Annotated in this window: 13 protein-coding genes and 1 pseudogene; 11 read left to right on the top strand and 3 right to left on the bottom strand. The window is 72.9% G+C overall.

Annotated features, from left to right (window positions below):
* Window positions 1–81 precede the first annotated feature (81 nt).
* Window positions 82–684 carry an RDD family protein gene (locus ACIDOF_RS04945; protein WP_409004398.1) on the top strand — a complete coding sequence of 201 codons (603 nt, stop codon included), beginning with the start codon at window positions 82–84 and terminating at the stop codon, window positions 682–684.
* A gap of 54 nt (window positions 685–738) precedes the next feature.
* Here ACIDOF_RS04945 and ACIDOF_RS04950 read toward each other — a convergent pair whose 3' ends face one another.
* Window positions 739–963, bottom strand: a complete 225-nt coding sequence (locus tag ACIDOF_RS04950; protein WP_409004399.1) for a hypothetical protein — start codon at window positions 961–963, stop codon at window positions 739–741.
* 92 nt (window positions 964–1,055) lie between these two features.
* Here ACIDOF_RS04950 and ACIDOF_RS04955 point away from each other — a divergent pair, with 92 nt between their 5' ends.
* The 4 genes and pseudogenes from ACIDOF_RS04955 to ACIDOF_RS04970 form a co-directional block, all read left to right on the top strand.
* Window positions 1,056–2,252 (top strand): bifunctional adenosylcobinamide kinase/adenosylcobinamide-phosphate guanylyltransferase, encoded by a 1,197-nt coding sequence (locus ACIDOF_RS04955; RefSeq protein WP_409004400.1) that lies wholly within the window; start codon window positions 1,056–1,058, stop codon window positions 2,250–2,252.
* Window positions 2,253–2,501: 249 nt separating this feature from the next.
* A complete protein-coding gene (cobT, locus tag ACIDOF_RS04960) occupies window positions 2,502–3,662 on the top strand; it encodes a nicotinate-nucleotide--dimethylbenzimidazole phosphoribosyltransferase (RefSeq protein ID WP_409004401.1) in 1,161 nt (386 codons plus the stop codon).
* A 126-nt stretch (window positions 3,663–3,788) separates the two neighbouring features.
* Window positions 3,789–5,606: a phosphatidylglycerol lysyltransferase domain-containing protein gene (locus ACIDOF_RS04965; RefSeq protein WP_409004402.1), complete on the top strand. Its 1,818-nt coding sequence runs from the start codon at window positions 3,789–3,791 to the stop codon at window positions 5,604–5,606.
* Window positions 5,603–6,295: pseudogene (locus tag ACIDOF_RS04970) on the top strand (hypothetical protein); the annotation flags it as partial. The gene ACIDOF_RS04965 and the pseudogene ACIDOF_RS04970, both read left to right, overlap by 4 nt.
* Here ACIDOF_RS04970 and ACIDOF_RS04975 read toward each other — a convergent pair.
* Together ACIDOF_RS04975 and ACIDOF_RS04980 are read right to left on the bottom strand one after the other, a co-directional pair.
* The gene (locus ACIDOF_RS04975) at window positions 6,268–7,104 is read right to left on the bottom strand and encodes a hypothetical protein (protein WP_409004403.1); all 837 of its coding nucleotides are present in this window, start codon (window positions 7,102–7,104) and stop codon (window positions 6,268–6,270) included. The pseudogene ACIDOF_RS04970 and the gene ACIDOF_RS04975 overlap by 28 nt on opposite strands.
* Window positions 7,105–7,180: 76 nt before the next feature.
* On the bottom strand, window positions 7,181–7,996 hold the full coding sequence (locus ACIDOF_RS04980) for an adenosylcobinamide-GDP ribazoletransferase (protein ID WP_409004503.1): 816 nt from the start codon (window positions 7,994–7,996) through the stop codon (window positions 7,181–7,183).
* A gap of 174 nt (window positions 7,997–8,170) precedes the next feature.
* Here ACIDOF_RS04980 and ACIDOF_RS04985 point away from each other — a divergent pair, with 174 nt between their 5' ends.
* From ACIDOF_RS04985 to ACIDOF_RS05010, 6 genes are all read left to right on the top strand, one after another.
* Window positions 8,171–9,697 carry a leucyl aminopeptidase gene (locus ACIDOF_RS04985; RefSeq protein ID WP_409004404.1) on the top strand — a complete coding sequence of 509 codons (1,527 nt, stop codon included), beginning with the start codon at window positions 8,171–8,173 and terminating at the stop codon, window positions 9,695–9,697.
* A gap of 321 nt (window positions 9,698–10,018) precedes the next feature.
* Window positions 10,019–11,407: a dihydrolipoyl dehydrogenase gene (lpdA, locus tag ACIDOF_RS04990; protein ID WP_409004405.1), complete on the top strand. Its 1,389-nt coding sequence runs from the start codon at window positions 10,019–10,021 to the stop codon at window positions 11,405–11,407.
* Between the two features lie 63 nt (window positions 11,408–11,470).
* On the top strand, window positions 11,471–13,243 hold the full coding sequence (gene sucB / locus ACIDOF_RS04995; RefSeq protein ID WP_409004406.1) for a 2-oxoglutarate dehydrogenase, E2 component, dihydrolipoamide succinyltransferase: 1,773 nt from the start codon (window positions 11,471–11,473) through the stop codon (window positions 13,241–13,243).
* A 205-nt stretch (window positions 13,244–13,448) separates the two neighbouring features.
* Window positions 13,449–14,072, top strand: coding sequence for a GntR family transcriptional regulator (locus tag ACIDOF_RS05000; protein WP_409004504.1), 624 nt, complete (start codon window positions 13,449–13,451; stop codon window positions 14,070–14,072).
* A gap of 267 nt (window positions 14,073–14,339) precedes the next feature.
* On the top strand, window positions 14,340–17,036 hold the full coding sequence (aceE, locus tag ACIDOF_RS05005; RefSeq protein ID WP_409004408.1) for a pyruvate dehydrogenase (acetyl-transferring), homodimeric type: 2,697 nt from the start codon (window positions 14,340–14,342) through the stop codon (window positions 17,034–17,036).
* A gap of 369 nt (window positions 17,037–17,405) precedes the next feature.
* Window positions 17,406–18,377, top strand: a complete 972-nt coding sequence (locus tag ACIDOF_RS05010; protein ID WP_409004410.1) for a helix-turn-helix transcriptional regulator — start codon at window positions 17,406–17,408, stop codon at window positions 18,375–18,377.
* The last annotated feature ends 55 nt before the right edge of the window (window positions 18,378–18,432 follow it).

An 18,432-nucleotide genomic window follows, 5' to 3' on the forward strand; every position in this document is an offset into this window, starting at 1 on the left:
CCGTCCGGAACGCTCAACTCCCCTTCTGCTCTTGGCAGTAGGGGAGTTCGCTTGTCAGTGGCGTGGTGCAGGATGGCTGACGTGAACCACCAACAGCCACCGAACCAGCAGCACCCGTACGCCCAGCAGTATCCGAACCAGCCGCATCCGTACGCCCAGCAGTATCCGAACCAGCCGCATCCGTACGCCCAGCAGCCGGGCCTGTATCAGCAACAGCCCGGGCACCCGTATGTCCAGCAGCAGCCTCAGCAGTACCAGCCGCAGCATCGGGCACCGGGCGTGCCGGAGGAGGTCGGGGACTACCGGCGCTGGGGCGCCGCCTTCATCGACGGGTCGATCGCGTTCGTCGGCGGTTTCGCGCTCGCGAAGCAGCTTGCCGAGGGCGAGAGCGTCGGCACCTTCTGGGGCTACGTCGTCGGCCTCGTCCTCGGGATCTCATTCATTCACCAGGTCTTCGGGGCGCTCATATTCCGCACGACGGTGGGCAAGTTCGTCTGCACCACGCGCGTGGTGCGCGCCGATGACGCCGGACGACCGCGCTTCTGGCAGACGGTGAGACGTTGGCTCCTCGGTCTGACCTGGCTCCCGATGCAGCCGCTGGCGGCCCTCACGAACGACGAGGGCGATCCGTACGACGGCGACCCCTGCGGGCTGCGGTACGTGCGCAGCCAGGATCTGCACTGAACCGGTGAGGCGGGGGCCGGCCCGTGGGGGCGCGCCCCACGGACCCCCGCACGCTCAGCCCTGGGCCGCCGCGTCCTCCGCATGCAGGCTCATCGGGCCGTAGATCTCCGTGCTGTCCTCGAAGAGGCGGACCTGGTCGGCGCCGCCGTCCAGGAGGTCCTTCCACACCTCGCCGATCCAGGACTCCGCGTCGCCCTGGGTCGTGAACTCCTCGGGCTGCACCGCCGGTTCCACCTCGGTGCCGTCGGACTTCTCGAACCGCCACGTCCACGCCGCCATGTCAGCCTCCCAGGTGCTGGTCCAAGATCCGACTTCTGGCAGCAGCCTATCCGGGCGCGCAAGACCGTCCCGGAACCGGCAGGATCGTCCCCGTGGAACTGACACTGCTCGGCACCGGCGCCCCCGAAGGACTGCCCCGCCCCGACTGCCCCTGCGCCGCCTGCGCGAGCGCCCTCGGCGACGACGCACGCGCCGCGACCGCGCTCCTCGTGGACGGCGTGCTGCTGCTCGACCTGACGCCCGGCGCGGCGTTCGCGGCGGCCCGCGCGGGGCGCACGCTCAGCGGCGTACGCCAGGTGCTGCTCTCGCACCCGCAGGAGGGCCCGGCCCTGGAACACCCGGCGGGGCTGCCCGCGGCGGGCCGGGTGCCGGAGGGCCGCGAGCTGGCGCTGCTCGACGGACACCGGGTGCGGGCGCTCGCGATGGACGCCCCGGGCACGGGGTACGAGGTGACGGGCCCCGACGGGCAGCGGCTGCTGTACCTGCCGCCGGGCTGCGCACCCGCGGGCCTCGACCACCCGGCGCCGTACGACATGGTGCTGGCCGACGTCGTCGGGCGGCCGGACGCGCTGGCGCGGCTGCGGGCGGCGGGCGCGGTGACCGCGACGACGGACGTGCTCGCGGTGCACATCGACCACGACGTGCCGCCCGGCGCCGAACTGCGCCGTCGGCTCGCCGCGGCGGGGGCGCGGGCCGTGCCGGACGGTACGACGCTGGTGGTCGGCGAGTTCCACGCCGTACCGGACCTGCCGCGGCGCACGCTCGTCCTCGGCGGGGCCCGCTCCGGGAAGTCCGTCGAGGCGGAACGGCGCCTGGAGTCGTTCCCCGAGGTGGTGTACGTGGCGACCGGCGGGACCCGCGAGGGCGACCCGGAGTGGGCGGCGCGCGTCGGCCTGCACCGGGAGCGCCGGCCGGGCAGCTGGCGTACGGAGGAGACCTGCGACCTGATCCCGCTCCTCGACGCGGACGGGCCGCCGTTGCTCATCGACTGCCTGTCGCTGTGGCTCACCGACGCGATGGACCAGGTCGGCGCGTGGGACGACGACAAGTGGGCGGAGGGCGGCGAACGGGCCCTGCGGGAACGGGTCGCCGCGCTGACGGAGGCGGTGCGCAGGACCCGCCGCACGGTCGTGGCGGTCTCCAACGAGGTCGGCTCGGGCGTGGTCCCCGCCACCCCCGCGGGCCGCCGCTTCCGCGACGAACTCGGCCGCCTGAACGCCTCGTTCGCCACGGAATGCGAGTCGGTCCTCCTGGTGGTGGCGGGCCAGGCGCTCGCACTGCGGGGGTAGGCGGGCGTTCGCGTTGCGGGGGCTCGGTCTGGGGTTCGGTGCCCTGCCGACGTGACGTGACGTGCGCCCCCCCGCAAGCGACCGACGACCGAGGTAGGCCCAACTCGCCCACCCCTACGCCAGTCGACAGAGCCCGGCCCCCACGCCCCGGCCTCCCCCGGCGGGGCCGCGCCGTAGCCGGGAGGCGGGCGTGGGGATCCGTGGGAGGAGATGGGAGGAGAGCGGAGGGGCACCGGTACTGTTCGGCGAATGAGCTCGCTGAATCTCGATGACTTCTCCGATCTGATCGAGCGCCCCGACGGCGGGGTGCGCCGCGACGCCGAAGAGCGCAGGGAGCGGCTCGCGGTGCCGCCCGGCGCGCTGGGGCGGCTCGACGAGCTGGGCGAGTGGCTGGCGGCCGCGCAGTCGACGGTGCCGGTGAGGGCGATCGAGCGGCCCCGCGTCGTACTGTTCGCGGGCGACCACGGAGTGGCCGGGCTCGACGTCTCCGCGCGGCCCGCCGGCAGCGCCCACCGCCTCGTGCGCGCCGTGCTCGACGGCGAGAGCCCCGTCGCCGTGCTGGCCCGCCGCAGCGGCGTCCCCGTACGCGTCGTCGACCTGGCCCTGGACTGCGACCCGGACGAGCTCCCCGCCGACGTCGTACGGCACCGGGTGCGGCGCGGCAGCGGGCGGATCGACATCGAGGACGCGCTCACCCCCGAAGAGGCCGAGCAGGCGTTCCGCGCGGGCATGGCCGTCGCCGACGAGGAGGCCGACGCGGGCACCGACCTGGTCGTGCTCGGCGACCTCAGCGTGGGCGGCACGACGGCCGCGGCGACCCTCGTCGCGGCGCTCTGCGGCACGGACGCCTCCGTCGTCACCGGGCGCGGCGGCAAGCACATCGACGACCTGGCGTGGATGCGCAAGTGCGCGGCGGTGCGCGACGCCCTGCGCCGGGCCCGCCCGGTCCTCGGCGACCAGTTGGCGCTGCTGCGCACGGTGGGCGGCGCCGACCTCGCGGCGATCACCGGGTTCCTGCTGCAGAGCGCGGTACGGCGGACCCCCGTGATCCTCGACGGAGTCGTCTCCGCGGCCTGCGCGCTCGTCGCCCAGCGCGTGGCGTTCCGGGCGCCCGACTGGTGGCTGGCCGGACACCGCAGCGGCGAGCCCGCCCAGGCCAAGGCCCTCGACCGCCTCGCCGTCGACCCGCTGCTCGACCAGGGCGTCACCGCGGGCGAGGGCACCGGCGCGATGCTGGCTCTCCCCCTCGTACAGGCGGCCGCGGCCCTGGCGGCGGAACTCCCCGAGGCCGAGCCCGAGACCACACCCGAGCCCGAGCAGGCCGACCCGGAACCCGCACAGGCCGACGAGCCCGAGCAGGCAGGCGCCGAGCCCGAGTTGAAGGAACCGGAAGCGGAGTCCCGCGCCTAGCGCGCCCAGGCGGTGCGGTTCGAGCGGCGGCACCCCTCGCTCGAACCGCACGAAGCCGCCCGAACCCGCCTGGACCCGCCCAGACCCGCCCGAATTAACCCCGTACGCCCCATATGATCACCGTTCATGGGAACGGCAGAGGCGCTCGAAGCACCCGCGGAACACACCCCTGCGACAGCAGCGCAGAGCCCTCCCGACGAAGGGGCGCCCCGGGCCGTCGGCCGGGTGGCCGAGCGGGCCGCCGGGCTCGCCGTCTGGTACCTGCGGGCCGTCACCTTCCTGAACGTCCTCAGCGCCGTCTGGGTCTCCCTCGGCCAGGACCTGCGACGGCACAACACCGCCGACCTGTTCACCCCGTACCTGCTGACCGCGGGCTTCGGTTCGGCGCTGGTCACGTTCTTCCTCGCCGTCACCATGCGCCGCCGCAAGCGGGCCGCGTGGATCCTGAACCTCGTGCTCGGCGGGGTGTTCCTGCTGCTCCTCGGGGTGGCGATGCTGTTCCCCGAGATCCGCGCGCACGCCCAGAACTGGGTCTCCCTCGCCCTCACCGCCGGCTTCGTCGCCGCCCTCGTGACCGGCCGGCGCGCGTTCTACGCGAAGGGCGACCGGGCCAACCCGAAGCTCGCCGCCGCCGTCGCCGCGGGCGGGCTCCTGGTCTGCTCGCTGCTCGCCGCGCTCCTCGTCACCGTCACCAACTCCGCGTCGGACGCGGCGCGTTCGACGTTCACGGACCGCTGGCGGTACGGCACGCTCCGGCTCGTCTCGCTCGCCGCGGACGACGCCCGCCTGCCCGGCATCGCCACCCCCGGGTGGGTGGACGTGGCCGTGAACGCGATCAGCTTCCTGCTCCTGCTCGCCGTGCTGTACGCCGCGTTCCGCTCGCGCCGCGCCGTCGACCCGCTCACCCCCGGCGACGAGGCCCGGCTGCGCGCCCTGCTCGACCGGCACGGGCAGCGCGACTCGCTCGGCTACTTCGCGCTGCGCCGGGAGAAGAGCGCGATGTGGTCGCCGACCGGCAAGGCGGCCGTCGTCTACCGCGTCGTCGGCGGCGTCTCCCTCGCGTCCGGCGACCCGATCGGCGACCCCGAGGCCTGGCCCGGCGCCATCGAGCCCTGGCTCGCCGAGGCCCGCGCGCACGGCTGGACCCCGGCCGTGATGGGCGCGAGCGAGGAGGCCGGCACGATCTACGCCCGGCACGGCCTCGACGCCCTGGAGCTGGGCGACGAGGCGATCGTCGAGACCGCCGAGTTCACCCTCTCCGGCCGGGCGATGCGCACCGTGCGGCAGGCCCACAACCGGGTGCGGCGCTCCGGGTACGAGGTGCGGCTGCGGCGCCACGGGGACATCCCCGTACCGGAGTGGGAGCGGCTGCTGCGGCGGGCCGACGCGTGGCGGGACGGGGCGAGCGAGCGGGGCTTCTCGATGGCGCTCGGGCGGCTCGGCGACCCGGCCGACGGGGACTGCGTGATGCTCGAATGCACCGACGCCGAGGGCGAGTTGAGAGCACTGCTCTCGTTCGTGCCGTGGGGGCCGAAGGGGCTGTCGCTCGACCTGATGCGGCGCGACCGGGACACCGGGAACGGCCTGATGGAGTTCATGGTCATCGAACTCCTGCAGCGCGCGGGAGAGATCGGGATCACTCGGGTCTCGCTGAACTTCGCGATGTTCCGGTCGGTCTTCGAACGTGGCTCGCGGCTCGGCGCGGGCCCGGTGCTCCGGCTGTGGCGGGCGGTGCTCGGCTTCTGCTCCCGCTGGTGGCAGATCGAGTCGCTGTACCGCGCCAACGCCAAGTACCGCCCCGACTGGGTGCCGCGGTTCGTGCTGTTCGAGAAGAGCGGCGACCTGCCGCGCATCTCGCTCGCCGCCGCCCGGGCCGAGGGCTTCCTCGAAGTCCCCGGCCTGCCGCGCCGGCTGCACCGCAGACAGCTGGAGCCACCAAGATGAACGGACCCGCCGGCCTCGCCAGGGCGGAGTGGGGAGCCCTCCTCACCGCCGTACGGGACGGCCTCGCCGCGAAGAAGTGGCGGGCCCTCCCCCTGACGGCCGGCGCGGTCTGCCTGACCTCGCTCCTGCAGTACGCGCAGCACCAGGAGTGGGGCTTCCAGCTCGTCCAGAACCTCGGCGCCGTACGCGCCGACGACCCGCTCTGGCTCGCCCTCCTTCGCACGCCCCTCTCGCTGTTCGTGCCCGCCCTCGACCTGCCGGTGTGGGGTGCGCTCGCGCAGATCCTGCTCGTCTTCGGCGTCGCGGAGATCTGCCTCGGCCGCCCGCGCACCCTCGCCGTCGGGTACGCGGCCACGCTCGCCGGGACGCTGTACGCGCGCGTGGGCGTCGCCCTCGGCCCCGACCGCCCGCTGGGCCTCCCGGCGTCCGACGCGCAGGTCGTGGACACCGGCCCGTCGGCCGCGGTGGTGGGCCTCGCGGTGTACGTGGCGTGGCACTTCCGGGCGTGGTGCACGGCCGGCCTGGTGGTGGCCCTGATGGCGGTCGAGGTGGCGGTGAAGGACAACCTCGCGGGCCGCGAACACCTGGCGGCGATCGCGCTGGTGGCGGTGTGGTGCGCGGTACGGGAGGTCCGCGGCGTACGCCGGGGGCGGGGCGTGCGTCAGGGGCGGCCGGGGCGGTCCGGGCCCGACGGGTCCGACGGAGGTCCCGGTTCCAGTTCCGGGTCCGGTCCCGGGTCCGGTTCCGGGTCCGGTTCCGGGTCCGGGTCCGGGCGTCCCCCGATCCAGTCCTGAAGCCTGCGCCGCGGCCCGCTCCAGCGCCGGTCGTGGTGGAAGGCGCGCAGCCCGGCGCGGGCCCGGGTGCGCGGCCGGTTCCGGTAGAAGAGCCGCGCCCACGGCGACGTCGGCCGCGCGAGCCGGACCGCCCCGAACAGCGCGACGAACGGCACCAGCGTGCCGATCAGCGCGACCCGCGGCTTGCCCTTGCCGAGGGCGACCAGGGCGAAGAAGAAGTTCAGGGCCGTGTTCATCACGACGAGCGTGCGGTTGTGCCGCTCCTCGGGCGTCAGTTCGTCCACCCCGAAGGGCAGGAACCCGCCGAGCACCAGCGCCACGAGTGCCGCCGTGAGCACCACGATCTCGACGCTCTTGCGCCCCGCCTCGCTCCAGTACACGTCGTCCAGATGCAGGATCAGCGCGAACTCGTCGAGGACCAGGCCCGCACCGAGCCCGAAGATCACGGCGGAGACGATCGAGCCGAGGTTGTGCCGCCCGGCCGCGACCGCGCCGAAGCCGCCGATGACGGTCAGCACGATGCCCGGCACCACATGGTGGATGTGCAGGTCACCGGCCTTGACGTTGCCGAAGGGGCCGCGGCCGGCCCGGATCATGCGGGTGATGACCCGCGTGACCAGGAAGGCGAACACGAACGACAGGAGCGCGAGCAGCAGCGGCAGCTTGCCCGGCTCCACGATGCTCCGGTACCACCAGTCGCTCATCCACCGCTCCCGAATTGCCCGCTTCTGCGCAATTTAGCGCGCCGCGGCAGGCCGGGCCCGGCCTGCGGGACGAGAGCTAGCTCCCCAGTACGAGCACGACCAGCGCCCCGGTCGCCGCCGTCTCCGCGAGGGCCCCGAAGACGTCCCCGGTCACCCCGCCGAACCTGCGCACGCAGCGCCGCAGCAGCAGCTCGGCCGCCCCCGCCGCCACGAGCACCGCGGCCCCCGAGCGCAGCGCCTCGTACGGACCCCACAGTGCGCCGCAGGCCGTGGCGAGCAGGGTGGCGGCGGCGAGGACGAGCAGGGCGGAGCGCGGCGTGACCGTGCCGGCGACGGCGGCGCCGAGGCCCTCGGGCCGGGCGGGCGGGACCCCGGCGCGGGAGGCGAGCGTGAGCGCGACGCGGGCGGCGACCGCCGACACGACCGCGGCGAGCGCGCCCGCCGCCCAGCCCCCGGACTCGTACGCCCTGAAGAGCGCGGCCACTTGGGCGAGGAGGGCGAAGAGCAGCGTGACCACGCCGAACGGGCCGATGTCGGAGCGCTTCATGATGTCGAGCGCCGCCTCGGCCGGCTTGTTGCTGCCGAGGCCGTCCGCGGTGTCGGCCAGGCCGTCCAGGTGCAGGCCGCGGGTGAGCACGGCCGGTACGGCGGCCGCGGCGACGGCGGCGAGCAGCGGCCCCGTGCCGAGCAGCAGCAGGGCCGCGCCGAGGGCGGCGGCGCAGAGGCCGACGACGAGTCCGGCGAGCGGCGCGCACAGCATGCCCGCCCGGGCGGCGCCGCGGTCCCAGCGGGTCAGCCGGACCGGCAGCACCGTCAACGTGCCGAAGGCGAACCGGAGTCCGTGCTCCACGTCGTCCCGTATGCCCTTGCCGCCGCTGCCGCCGTCGCCCACTGAGTTCACCGCGGCAGGTTATCCGCAGGTCGCGCGCGCCCACTCCCGGGCGGCCGCGGGGACGGCGAGCGTAGGCTCACTGCGGGTGCCCGCGGGGCCGGTCGTACGATGCGGCTGGGCCCGGTCGACCCGATCCCATCGGCCACAACTCAACGGAAGCGAGAATTCACCACCGTGACTGCTCTGACTCTGAAGCCCGCCGCCGCTGCCGGGCAGCGCGCCGACGTGATCGTCGTCGGTGTCGCGAAGGGCGCGAAGGGACCGGTCGTCGCACCGGGCGCCGCCGTCGTGGACGAGGCGTTCGGCGGCAAGCTCGCCGCCGTCCTCGAGACGCTCGGAGCTTCGGGCGGCGAGGGTGAGACGACGAAGCTGCCCGCGCCGGACGGGCTGAAGGCGCCGGTCGTGCTCGCGATCGGGCTCGGCGAACTCCCGGCGAAGGACGGGGCGTTCGCGGACGACACGCTGCGCCGCGCCGCCGGCGCCGCCGCCCGCGCCCTGGCCGGCACGAAGAAGGCCGTGTTCGCGCTGCCCGCCGACAGCGCCGAGGCCGTGGCCGCGGTCGCCGAGGGTGCCGCGCTCGGCGCGTACGTCTTCGACGCGTACAAGGACAACGGCGAGGCGAAGAACGGCAAGAACGGCAAGGGCCCGCTGGGCGAGGCCGCGATCGCCGTGGACAAGCCGCGCGACAAGGCCGTCAAGGCCGCCCTGGAGCGCGCCGTCGCGGTCGCCGAGGAGGTCAACCGCTCCCGCGACCTGATCAACACCCCGCCGAACGACCTCACCCCCGAGGCCTTCGCCGCCGTCGCGTCGGCCGCGGCCAAGGAGCACGGCATCAAGGTGCAGGTGCTCGACGAGAAGGCGCTCGCCAAGGGCGGGTACGGCGGCATCCTCGGCGTCGGCGCCGGCTCGCAGAACCCGCCGCGCCTGGTGAAGCTCGCGTACACGCACCCGAAGGCGCAGAAGTCGCTCGCCTTCGTCGGCAAGGGCATCACGTACGACTCGGGCGGCATCTCGCTGAAGCCGGCCGGGCACAACGAGACGATGAAGTGCGACATGAGCGGCGCCGCCGCCGTGTTCGCCGCGGTCGTCTCCGCCGCCCGCCTCGGCCTGGAGGTGAACGTCACCGGCTGGCTGGCCCTCGCCGAGAACATGCCGTCCGGCTCCGCCACCCGCCCCGGCGACGTGCTGCGGATGTACTCCGGCAAGACCGTCGAGGTGCTCAACACCGACGCCGAGGGCCGGCTCGTCCTGGCCGACGCGCTGTGGAAGGCCTCCGAGGCGAAGCCCGACGCGATCGTCGACGTGGCGACCCTGACCGGCGCCATGATGATGGCCCTGGGCAGCCGCACCTTCGGCATCATGGCCAACGACGACGCCTTCCGTACGTCGGTGCACGAGATCGCCGAGGAGGTCGGCGAGGCCTCCTGGCCGATGCCGCTGCCGAAGCACCTGCTGAAGGGCATGGAGTCCCCGACCGCCGACATCGCCAACATGGGCGAGCGGATGGGCGGCGGCCTCGTGGCCGGTCTGTTCCTGCAGGAGTTCGTGGGCGAGGGCATCGCCTGGGCCCACCTGGACATCGCGGGCCCCGCCTTCCACGAGGGCGCCCCGTACGGCTACACCCCGAAGGGCGGCACGGGCAGCGCCGTCCGCACCCTGGTGCGGCTCGCCGAGCGCACCGCCGCCGGCGACCTGGGCTGACGGAATTCCGTGTGCGGCCCCGGAGTTCCCACCCCGGGGCCGTACGCATGAGCACGCCCGGCGCGGCGCACCCGTACCGGCGTGCGCGGGTTTCGCTCGCGACGAAATCCGCAGGTCCATACGGAGCAGTAACCCTCGGAGACGGTGAGGTCCCCGTCTCAGTCAGCGGCCCGGCGTCCCGTCACCCGTCGACAAGTGCGAAGATGGGTTCTCGGCAGGACAGGGCCCCCACCACAGGGCCGAAGGAACAAGCGGCCGAACACCAGCCGCCGCGCGGTCATCGACGACCGGCGTACGGCGCACATGCATGGAGGACGTGACGTGGCGAACGACGCCAGCACCGTTTTCGACCTAGTGATCCTCGGCGGTGGTAGCGGCGGTTATGCCGCGGCCCTGCGCGGAGCGCAGCTGGGCCTTGACGTCGCCCTGATCGAGAAGAACAAGGTCGGCGGCACCTGCCTGCACGTCGGCTGCATCCCGACGAAGGCCCTGCTGCACGCCGGCGAGGTCGCCGACCAGGCGCGCGAGTCCGAGCAGTTCGGCGTGAAGGCCACCTTCGAGGGCATCGACATGCCGGCCGTCCAGAAGTACAAGGACGAGGTCATCTCGGGCCTGTACAAGGGCCTGCAGGGACTCATCGCCTCGCGCAAGGTGACCTACATCGAGGGCGAGGGCAAGCTGTCCTCCCCCACCTCCGTCGACGTCAACGGCCAGCGCGTGCAGGGCCGCCACGTCCTGCTGGCGACCGGCTCCGTGCCGAAGTCGCTGCCGGGCCTGGAGATCGACGGCGACCGCATCATCTCCTCGGACCACGCGCTCACCCTGGACCGCGTCCCGAAGTCCGCGATCATCCTGGGCGGCGGCGTCATCGGCGTCGAGTTCGCCTCGGCGTGGAAGTCCTTCGGCGCCGACGTGACGATCGTCGAGGGACTCAAGCACCTCGTCCCCGTCGAGGACGAGAACAGCTCCAAGCTTCTTGAGCGCGCCTTCCGCAAGCGCGGCATCAAGTTCAACCTCGGCACGTTCTTCGAGAAGGCCGAGTACACCCAGGACGGCGTCCGCGTCACCCTGGCCGACGGCAAGACCTTCGAGGCCGAGGTCCTCCTGGTCGCCATCGGCCGTGGCCCGGTCTCCCAGGGCCTGGGCTACGAGGAGCAGGGCGTCGCGATGGACCGCGGCTACGTCCTGGTCGACGAGTACATGCAGACCAACGTGCCGACCATCTCGGCCGTCGGTGACCTGGTTCCGACGCTCCAGCTCGCGCACGTCGGCTTCGCCGAGGGCATCCTGGTGGCGGAGCGTCTGGCCGGTCTGAAGACCGTTCCGATCGACTACGACGGCGTGCCGAAGGTGACGTACTGCCACCCCGAGGTCGCGTCGGTGGGTCTCTCCGAGGCGAAGGCCAAGGAGGTCTACGGTGCGGACAAGGTCGTCGCGCTGAAGTACAACCTGGCGGGCAACGGCAAGAGCAAGATCCTGAAGACCGCGGGCGAGATCAAGCTCGTCCAGGTCAAGGACGGCGCTGTCGTCGGTGTCCACATGGTCGGTGACCGCATGGGCGAGCAGGTCGGCGAAGCGCAGCTCATCTACAACTGGGAGGCGCTGCCCGCCGAGGTCGCGCAGCTCATCCACGCGCACCCGACGCAGAACGAGGCGCTCGGCGAGGCCCACCTGGCCCTGGCCGGCAAGCCGCTGCACTCGCACGACTAGTCGCTCTCCCGCAGGGACCGCGCCCCCTTATCCGTACGTAGTTCGTTAGGAGCAACCGAAACCATGTCGGTTTCCGTAACCCTGCCGGCGCTCGGCGAGAGCGTGTCCGAAGGCACCGTCACCCGTTGGCTGAAGGCCGAGGGCGAGCGCGTCGAGGCCGACGAGCCGCTGCTCGAGGTCTCGACCGACAAGGTCGACACCGAGATCCCGGCCCCCGCCTCCGGTGTCCTCGCGTCCATCAAGGTCGCCGAGGACGAGACCGTCGAGGTCGGCGCCGAGCTCGCCATCATCGACGACGGCTCCGGCGCCCCGGCCGCCGCCCCGGCCCAGGCCGAGGCCCCCGCCGCCGAGCCCGCCCCGGCTCCGGCCGCCGAGGCCCCCGCGGCTCCGGCGCCCGCCGCCGAGGCCGCCCCGGCCGCCGCCCCCGCGGGTGGCGCCGAGGGCACCGACGTGACGCTGCCCGCCCTGGGCGAGTCCGTCACCGAGGGCACTGTGACCCGCTGGCTGAAGGAGGTCGGCGAGGAGGTCGCGGAGGACGAGCCGCTGCTCGAGGTCTCGACCGACAAGGTCGACACCGAGATCCCGTCGCCCGCCGCAGGTGTCCTGCTCGAGATCGTGGTCGGTGAGGACGAGACCGCCGAGGTCGGCGCCAAGCTCGCCGTCATCGGCGCCGCGGGCGCGGCTCCGGCCGCCGCCCCGGCCGCCCCCGCCGCCCCGGCCGAGCCCGCCCCGGCCGCTGCCGCCCCCGCCCCGGCTGCGCCCGCTGCCCCGGCTCCCGCTGCCCCGGCTCCGGCCGCTGCTGCCCCGGCCGCTCCGGCCGCTCCGGCTGCCCCGGCCGCTCCGGCTCCGGTCGCGCCCGCCGCTCCGGCCCCGGCTCCGGCCGCTGCCGGTCCGGTGGACGACGGCGCCTACGTGACCCCGCTGGTCCGCAAGCTCGCGTCGGAGAACGGCGTGGACCTGTCGACCGTCAAGGGCACCGGCGTCGGCGGCCGTATCCGCAAGCAGGACGTCATCGCCGCCGCGGAGGCCGCCAAGGCCGCCGCTCCGGCTGCCGCCGCTGCTGCTCCGGCCGCCGCTGCCGCGCCGAAGGCCCCGGCCCTGGAGGTCTCTCCCCTCCGCGGCCAGACGGTCAAGCTGCCGCGGATCCGCAAGGCCATCGCGGACAACATGCACAAGGCCCTGCAGGAGCAGGCCCAGCTGTCCTCGGTCATCGAGGTCGACATCACGAAGCTGATGAAGCTGCGCGCCAAGGCCAAGGACGGCTTCGCCGCCCGCGAGGGCGTCAAGCTCTCCCCGATGCCGTTCTTCGTCAAGGCCGCCGTCCAGGCGCTGAAGGCCCACCCGGTCATCAACGCGCGCCTGAACTACGACGAGGGCACCATCACCTACTTCGACTCCGAGAACGTCGGCATCGCCGTCGACTCGGAGAAGGGCCTGATGACCCCGGTCATCAAGGGTGCGGGCGACCTCAACATCGCGGGCATCGCCAAGAAGACCGCGGAGCTGGCCAACAAGGTCCGCACCAACAAGATCGCCCCGGACGACCTGTCGGGCGCCACCTTCACGATCTCCAACACGGGTTCGCGCGGCGCGCTCTTCGACACGGTCATCGTCCCGCCGAACCAGGTCGCCATCCTGGGCATCGGCGCCACGGTCAAGCGCCCCGTCGTCATCAACCACCCGGACCTCGGCGAGACCATCGCCGTCCGCGACATGACGTACGTGACGCTCTCCTACGACCACCGTCTGGTCGACGGCGCCGACGCCGCCCGCTACCTGACCACGGTCAAGCAGATCCTGGAGGCGGGCGAGTTCGAGGTCGAGCTCGGCCTCTGACCTCTGCTTTCCGTTGTACGGCGGCGCCCCCGTCCGGAACTTTCCGGGCGGGGGCGTCGTCGTCACCGAAACCGTCGTCGTGGCAGCCGCGAGTGACGGATCCCGCACCCCGCGCACACCCCAAGGACGTGGTGAACGCCGTATCGTCGTCCCATCGCACCTGCCTGAGGAGCCACCACCCATGAGTTCGAGCCCCGGGACGGCCATGTCCGCGCCCGTCGTCCACTCGCTGCGCGACCAGATCCGCGAGCACATCGTGGAGGGGATCGTCAGCGGCCGCTGGAAGCCGGGTGAGCGGATCGTGGAGCGCCGGATCGCGGTCGAGCTGGAGGTCAGCCAGACCCCGGTGCGGGAGGCCCTGCGCGAGCTGGAGTCGCTCCGCCTGATCGAGTCGGCCCCGAACAAGGGCGTGCGCGTACGGAATCTGACCGCGGCCGACCTGGAGGAGAGCTACCCGGTGCGGGCCGGCCTGGAGCAGATCGCGGCCGAGCTGGCCGCCGACCGCCTGGCCGAGGACTGCTCGGCCCTGGAGGCGCACGTGGCGCCGCTGTACGAGGCCGACCGGAACGCCGACGGCACGGCGCAGGTGCGGCACACCGTCGGCTTCCACCGCGAACTGGTGCGCGCCGCGGGCAACTCCGTGCTCCTGCACACCTGGGAGGGCCTCGGCATCGAGGTGTTCACGGCCCTGTCGATCCGCTGGCTCGGCACCCGGCAGCAGTCGTACGCGGAGGAGCACGAGGCGTTGGTGGCGGCGTTCCGGCGGCGGGACCCGCAGATCGGACCGCTCGTGAAGGAGCACGTCCTGGGGTGCGCACCCCGGGCGTGACCTGCGCTCATATGGTCTGCGGCCACCCCAAAGTAGCGCCCGGACTGTCCCGTTTTGGGCGGCACCCCGTGCCCGGGCTCAAGGCACCGGGTGCCGATTTTTCCGCGTAGGGGAAATTCTCGCCTCAACCCTTTGATCGATCATCGATCAGCCGCTTACAGTCGTCTGCGGGCTGCACCCAGCCCGCCGCCCTGTCCTGCCAGATAGGGCCATCTCCACCCCCTCTTCCGCGGTGATGCGGGAGAACCTGTCCGGAAGGCGTCGATCATGACCGACCCCGTAGGCAAGCTTCCGAGCCAGCTGGACCAGCTGCCGGACCGCGACCCCGAGGAGACCGCCGAGTGGGCGGCCTCCGTGGACGCCGTGAGTGAGCACGCCGGTACGCATCGCGCGGAGTACCTGCTGCGTCGTACCCTCCAGCACGCCGAGGACGCGGGCCTCGCCCTCCCCCGGCTCCTGGAGACGGATTACGTCAACACCATCCCCACCTCCGCGGAGCCCGCCATCGACGGCGACGAGGAGATGGAGCGGAAGATCACCGCGTGGAACCGCTGGAACGCGGCCGCGATGGTGACCCGCGGTTCCAAGCACGGCGTCGGCGGCCACATCGCCACCTTCGCCTCCGCGGCCTGGCTCTACGAGACGGGCTTCAACCACTTCTTCCGCGGCAAGGAGCAGGACGGCTCCGGCGACCAGCTCTACATCCAGGGCCACGCGTCGCCCGGCATCTACGCCCGCGCCTTCTTGGACGGCCGCCTCTCCGAGCAGCAGCTCGACAACTTCCGGCAGGAGTCCGGCGGCAACGGTCTGCCGTCGTACCCGCACCCGCGCCGGCTTCCCTGGCTGTGGGAGTTCCCCACGGTCTCCATGGGCCTCGGCCCGCTCTCCGCGATCTACCAGGCCCGGTTCAACCGGTACCTGACGAACCGCGGCATCAAGGACGTCTCCAACTCGCACGTGTGGGCGTTCCTCGGCGACGGCGAGATGGACGAGCCCGAGTCGACGGCGGCCCTCGCACTCGCGAGCCGCGAGGGTCTGGACAACCTGACCTTCGTCATCAACTGCAACCTGCAGCGCCTCGACGGCCCGGTCCGCGCCAACTTCAAGATCGTGCAGGAGCTGGAGGCCCAGTTCCGCGGCGCCGGCTGGAACGTCGTGAAGTCGCTGTGGGGCAACGCCTGGGACGAGCTCTTCCAGCTCGACACCAACGGCGCCCTGGTCCGCCGCATCCGTGAGGTGCCGGACGCGCAGATCCAGACGTACCAGACGCGTGACGCCGCCTACATCCGCGAGCACTTCTTCGCGGGCGACCCGGCGCTCGTCCAGCTCGGCAAGTCGCTGAGCGACGACAAGATCATCGAGTGCTTCCAGCTGTCCCGCGGCGGCCACGAGCCGCGCAAGGTGTACGCGGCGTACAAGGCGGCCCTCGCCCACAAGGGCGCGCCGACCGTGATCCTGGCCCAGACCGTCAAGGGCTTCACGCTCGGTGAGGGCTTCGCGTCGAAGAACGCGAACCACCAGATGAAGAAGCTCACGACGGACGAGTTCAAGAACATGCGTGACCTTCTTGAACTCCCCATCAAGGACAGCGACTTCGTCGACGGCCAGGTCCCCTACGGCCACCCGGGCGCCGACTCCCCCGAGGTCCGCTACCTCCAGGAGCGCCGCGCCGCCCTCGGCGGTCCGGCCCCGGCCCGCCGCACGCAGCCGCTCCCGGCTCTCCCGGCCGCCGCGGACAAGACCTTCGCCGCCTTCGACAAGGGCTCCGGCTCGCAGTCGGTGGCGACCACGATGGCGTTCGTGCGTCTCGCCAAGGACCTGATGCGGGACAAGACCTCCGGCAAGCGCTGGGTCCCGATCGTCCCGGACGAGGCCCGCACCTTCGGCATGGAGTCGCTGTTCCCGTCCCTCGGCATCTACTCGCCGAAGGGCCAGACGTACGAGCCGGTCGACCGCGACCAGCTGATGTACTACCGCGAGGCCAAGGACGGCCAGATCCTCAACGAGGGCATCACCGAGGCCGGCTCGATGGCCGACTTCATCGCCGCGGCGTCGTCGTACGCCACGCACGGCGAGACCATGATCCCCTTCTACATCTTCTACTCGATGTTCGGCTGGCAGCGCACGGCCGACCAGATGTGGCAGCTCGGCGACCAGCTGGGCAAGGGCTTCCTGATCGGCGCCACCGCCGGCCGCACCACGCTCACCGGTGAGGGCCTGCAGCACGCCGACGGCCACTCGCCGATGATCGCGGCGACCAACCCGGCGGCGCTGACGTACGACCCGGCGTTCGCGTACGAGGTCGCGGCCATCGTCAAGGACGGCCTGCGCCGGATGTACGGGGAGACCGCGCCGGGCGAGGACTCGGACGTCTTCTACTACCTCACGGTCTACAACGAGCCGATGCCGCAGCCCGCGAAGCCCGAGGGCGTCGACGAGGGCATCGTGAAGGGCCTGTACCGCTTCAACACCGCCGAGTCCGCCGGGATCTCGCTCCCCGCGGAGGCGCCGCGCACCCAGCTGATGGCGTCCGGTACGGCGATCCACTGGGCCCTCAAGGCGCAGCAGCTGCTCGCCGACGAGTGGAACGTGGCCTCGGACGTATGGTCCGCGACCTCCTGGACCGAGCTGCGTCGCGACGCCCTCGAGGCGGACGCGGCCCTGCTCCGCGGCGAGGAGCGCACGCCGTACGTGCGGCAGGCGCTGGAGGGTGTCACGACCCCGGTGCTCGCCGTCAGCGACTACATGCGGCAGGTGCCGGACCAGATCGCGCAGTGGGTCGAGCAGGACTGGACCTCGCTCGGTGCGGACGGCTTCGGCCTCTCCGACACCCGTGACGCGGCCCGCCGCCACTTCGGCGTCGACGCGGAGTCGATCGTCGTCGCGGCGCTGGCGCAGCTGGCACGGCGCGGAGAGGTGTCCGCTGCCGCGGTCAAGGAGGCCCGGGAGAAGTACGGCCTCTGAGCGTCCCGTCGCCCTGCGGCTTTCCGGCCCCCGCCACGCATCGTCGTGGCGGGGGCCGGTCACTTTTCCCCACCCCGCCCCTTCCCGAAAGACTGCCGTCGGCTGCGGGGGCTCCGCCCCCGGACCCCCGCTCCTCAAACGCCGGAGGGGCTGGATTCACGAGCCCCGACAGGGGCGCGGGGAACTGCGCGACCAGCCACGACGAAGGCCGCAGACGAACGACGAACCGCCGGAGGCTTTCGAGAAGGGGCGGGGAGGGGATCGATCCGCCGGAGGCGGGAAACGGCCGGGGCAGGGGCGGCGCCGCAGACGAACGAGCAGCGCCGCAAGCGGGGCCCCGGGGGCCGGCGCCCAGGGGAGAATGCGGTCATGCGTGCTGCTCGTCTCATCAAGATGGTGCTCCTGCTGCAGAACCGCCCCTCCATGACCGCCGCCGAGCTCGCCACAGAGCTCGAGGTCTCCGAGCGCACAGTGACCCGCGACGCCCAGGCCCTCTCGGAGGCCGGCGTCCCCGTGTACGCCGACCGCGGCCGCCTGGGCGGATACCGGCTGATCGGCGGCTACCGCACCCGCCTCACCGGCCTGGCCCGCAGCGAGGCGGAGGCCCTGTTCCTGTCCGGCGTACCGGGCGCCCTGCGCGAGATGGGCTTGGAGGACGCCGCCTCCGCCGCCCGCCTGAAGGTGTCCGCGGCCCTGCTGCCCAGCCTGCGGGACGCGTCCCGGAGCGCCGCGCAGCGGTTCCACCTGGACGCCCCGGCCTGGTTCCGGGAGTCGGATCCGCCCGAGCTGCTTCCGGTCGTCGCCGACGCCGTGTGGGACGACCGCCGCCTCACCGCCCGCTACCGCCGCCAGGACGCCGAGGTCGAGCGGGAGTTGGAGCCGTACGGCCTGATCCTGAAGGCGGGCGTCTGGTACCTGTGCGCGCGGGTGCCGGAGCACGAGGCGCACCGGGTGTACCGGATCGACCGGTTCACGTCCGTCACGCCCGGCGAGGACCGCTTCGTGCGGGACGAGACGTTCGAGCTGCCCCGGTTCTGGGAGGAGCAGGCCGAGCAGTTCGCGCGCTCGATCCTCCGCTCCACGGCCGTGCTGCGTCTGACCGCCGAGGGCGCGCGTCGGCTGCCGTACGTCACGGACCAGGCCGCCGCCCGCGAGGCCCTGGACGCGGCGGGGCCCGCTGACGGGCTCGGGCGGGTGCGGGTGGTGCTGCCGGTGGAGAACGACGACGTCGCGTACGCGCAGCTCATCGTGCTCGGCGCGGAGTGCGAGGTGCTGGAACCGGCCGCGCTGCGTGAGCGGTTCGCGCGGACCGCGGCCCGGCTCGGGGAGCTGTACGGCTAGTGCGGGCCCGTGAACGCCCGCAGGAACGGCATTCGTCGTACGAGTAACAAGAGCG

Origin of the sequence: Streptomyces sp. Da 82-17, assembly GCF_046098215.1 — a bacterium.
In the GTDB taxonomy this organism is placed as follows: domain Bacteria; phylum Actinomycetota; class Actinomycetes; order Streptomycetales; family Streptomycetaceae; genus Streptomyces.

Excerpts from the sequence above, each read along its gene's own strand:
- ACIDOF_RS05000 (WP_409004504.1), top strand. The coding sequence starts at position 13,449 with ATGTCCGCGCCCGTCGTCCACTCGCTGCGCGACCAGATCCGCGAGCAC.
- aceE (WP_409004408.1), top strand. The coding sequence starts at position 14,340 with ATGACCGACCCCGTAGGCAAGCTTCCGAGCCAGCTGGACCAGCTGCCG.
- ACIDOF_RS04975 (WP_409004403.1), bottom strand. The coding sequence starts at position 7,104 with ATGAGCGACTGGTGGTACCGGAGCATCGTGGAGCCGGGCAAGCTGCCG.
- ACIDOF_RS05010 (WP_409004410.1), top strand. The coding sequence starts at position 17,406 with ATGCGTGCTGCTCGTCTCATCAAGATGGTGCTCCTGCTGCAGAACCGC.
- ACIDOF_RS04950 (WP_409004399.1), bottom strand. The coding sequence starts at position 963 with ATGGCGGCGTGGACGTGGCGGTTCGAGAAGTCCGACGGCACCGAGGTG.
- cobT (WP_409004401.1), top strand. The coding sequence starts at position 2,502 with ATGAGCTCGCTGAATCTCGATGACTTCTCCGATCTGATCGAGCGCCCC.
- sucB (WP_409004406.1), top strand. The coding sequence starts at position 11,471 with ATGTCGGTTTCCGTAACCCTGCCGGCGCTCGGCGAGAGCGTGTCCGAA.
- ACIDOF_RS04965 (WP_409004402.1), top strand. The coding sequence starts at position 3,789 with ATGGGAACGGCAGAGGCGCTCGAAGCACCCGCGGAACACACCCCTGCG.